Genomic DNA, 2,509 nt, shown 5'->3' on the forward strand with positions numbered 1-2,509 from the left:
GGCATGAGGATCTTCGACGCCACGCTCTCGACGCTGGAACGCGCGCTCGACGTCCGGCTGGCCCGGCAGACCGTGCTCGGCGGCGACCTCGCCAACGCCAACACGCCCGGCTTCACGCCGCTCGACCTCGACTTCCGCGCCGCCATGGCCGCCGCGCCCGCGCCCGGCCCGGCCGCGCCCGCGGCCCCTCCGCCGGCCGTGGCGGCGCGCCCGGGCGACATCCCCCTGACGCTCGCCGCGGTGATGACGACGGACGCCGTCGCGCCGCCGCCCGGCCCCGCGGCGCCGGAGCGCTTCGTGGCGGAGGTGCCGGGCGCCGCGCCGGGGCTCGACGGCAACGCGGTGGACCTCGACCGCACCACCGCCGCGATCGCCGAGAACGCCATCCAGTACGGCGCCGCCGCCCGGGCCGCCGCCAAGAAGCTCGCCATCCTCCGCTACGTCGCCTCCGACGGCGCGGCCTAGCGCCGGGAGCCGCCATGGACTTCCTCTCCGCCCTGAACGTCAGCGCCTCCGGCCTCGCCGCCGAGCGCGTCCGCGTCAACCTCGCCGCCTCCAACCTGGCGAACGCCGAGACCACCCGCGGCCCGGACGGCCGGCCGTACCGCCGGCTCGACCCGGTGCTCGAGGCGGTGCCGTTCGACGCCGCGCTGGGCGCGGCCGGCCCGTCGCCGTCGGGCGTGCGGGTCGCCGCCATCGCAGAGGGCGACGGCCCCGGGCGCCGCGTGTTCAGCCCGGCCCACCCGGACGCGGACGCCGACGGCTTCGTGACGCTCCCGGACGTCAACCCGGTGCACGAGATCGTGAACCTCATGTCGGCGCAGAAGGCCTACGAGGCGAACGCCACCGCGGTGGACACGCTCAAGACGATGGCGCAGCGCGCCCTCGAGATCGCGAGGTAGGCCATGGACGGCATCCGCGGCATCGGCCCGGCCCTCTTCCAGCCCGCGGCGGCGCCGGCGGCGCGGCCGGAGGGCGGCGCCTTCGGACGCGCGCTCGGCGAGGCGCTGGCGCAGGCCGAGGCGCTGCAGGGCGCGGCCGACGCGCAGGCCGCGCGCTCCGCGCTCGGCGAGGGCAACCTGCACGAGACCGCGCTCGCGCTGGAGAAGGCCGACGTGGCGATGCGGGTCGCGACCCGCGTCCGCAACAAGCTCGTCGAGGCCTACCAGGAAGTCATGCGGATGAGCGTGTAGCGCCGCGCCCCGGACCCGTCCATGGAGCCCCTCCTCAAGCAGCTCCGCGAGCTCCCGCGCCTCCTCGGCGCCCTCCCCGGCGGCCTGAAGGTGGTGCTGGTGGCGGGCGCGATCGCGGCCATCGGCGTCGCCGCGCTGACCGCGGTTCGCTCCTCCGAGGCGTACCAGTACGCCTTCACCAACCTCACGCCGGAGGACTCGACGGAGGCGGCCGCCGCGCTCGGCGCGGCCGGCGTGCCCTACCGGCTGGAGGCGGGCGGCTCGGCGCTGGCGGTGCCCGCGTCGCGCGTGTACGACGCGCGCCTGCTGCTGGCCGGCGCCGGCCTGCCGCGCGGCGGCGGCGTGGGGTTCGAGATCTTCGACCGCGGCGACCTGGGCGTCTCCGAGTTCACGCAGAAGGTGAACCTGCGCCGCGCCACCGAGGGCGAGCTGGCGCGCACCATCTCGCGCCTCGCGCAGGTCCGCTCCGCGCGCGTGCACCTCACCCTGCCGGAGAAGGGGCTCTACCGCGACCAGGACCGCCCCGCGGCGGCGGCGGTGGTGGTGAACCTGCAGCCGGGCCGCGCGCTCGACCAGCGCGAGATCTCCGGCATCCGGCACCTCGTGTCCTCCGCGGTGCCCGGACTGGCCCCGGCGGGCGTGTCGGTGGTGGACGGCCGCGGCGAGGTCCTCTCCGACGAGGGCCCGCTGGGCGAGGCCATGGGCTACCAGCGCCGGATGGAGCGCGACCTGGAGCGGCGCATCGTGGACCTGCTCGGCCAGGCGGTGGGTGCGGGCGCGGTGGTGGCGCGCGTGACCGCCTCGCTGGACCAGACCGAGGTCCAGAGCAGCGCCCAGGTCCTCGATCCCGACTCGGCCACGCTGCGGAGCGAGCGCAAGCTCACCCAGCAGTCGTCGAGCGACGGCACGGGGCCGGCCGGCGTGGCCGGCGCCGCCGCCAACCAGCCGCTCGCGCCGCCGGCCCCGGCGACCGGCGGCCGCGGGCGCAGCAGCGCCTCCACCGAGGACCAGACCCGCAACTACGACGTCTCCACCACCACCACCACCTCGGTGGCGCGCGTGCCGCGCCTGGAGCGGCTCTCGGTGGCGGTGCTGGTGGACGGCGCCGGCGGGCAGCCCCGCCCCGACGCCGAGATCGCGCGGCTGGGCGAGCTGGCCAAGCGCGCGGTGGGCTTCGACGCCGACCGCGGCGACACCTTCGAGATCTCCTCGTCGCCGTTCGTGCGCGCCGAGGAGCCCGCCCCGCCCCCGGCGCCGCCGCCCACGCTGCTGGAGCGGCCTGCGATCCGGTGGGGCGCGCTCGGCGCAGGCGCGCT

General features: G+C 77.6%; 4 protein-coding genes. All 4 read left to right on the forward strand.

Translation table 11 applies throughout. The features are described from left to right. Positions 1–465 (forward strand): hypothetical protein (locus PSR1_RS22835; protein WP_237758215.1); only part of this gene is annotated, 465 nt, incomplete at its 5' end. 14 nt (positions 466–479) lie between these two features. Beyond that, positions 480–902 (forward strand): flagellar basal body rod protein FlgC, encoded by a 423-nt coding sequence (gene flgC / locus PSR1_RS22840; protein WP_059439592.1) that lies wholly within the window; start codon positions 480–482, stop codon positions 900–902. Positions 903–905: 3 nt separating this feature from the next. Further along, complete coding sequence (gene fliE / locus PSR1_RS22845) at positions 906–1,193, forward strand: flagellar hook-basal body complex protein FliE (RefSeq protein ID WP_059439593.1); 288 nt, start codon at positions 906–908, stop codon at positions 1,191–1,193. A 21-nt stretch (positions 1,194–1,214) separates the two neighbouring features. Next, positions 1,215–2,509: flagellar basal-body MS-ring/collar protein FliF (fliF, locus tag PSR1_RS22850; protein WP_059439594.1), on the forward strand; the 1,295-nt coding region annotated here is incomplete at its 3' end.

It is taken from the genome of Anaeromyxobacter sp. PSR-1 (assembly GCF_000964525.1).
Lineage (GTDB): Bacteria > Myxococcota > Myxococcia > Myxococcales > Anaeromyxobacteraceae > Anaeromyxobacter.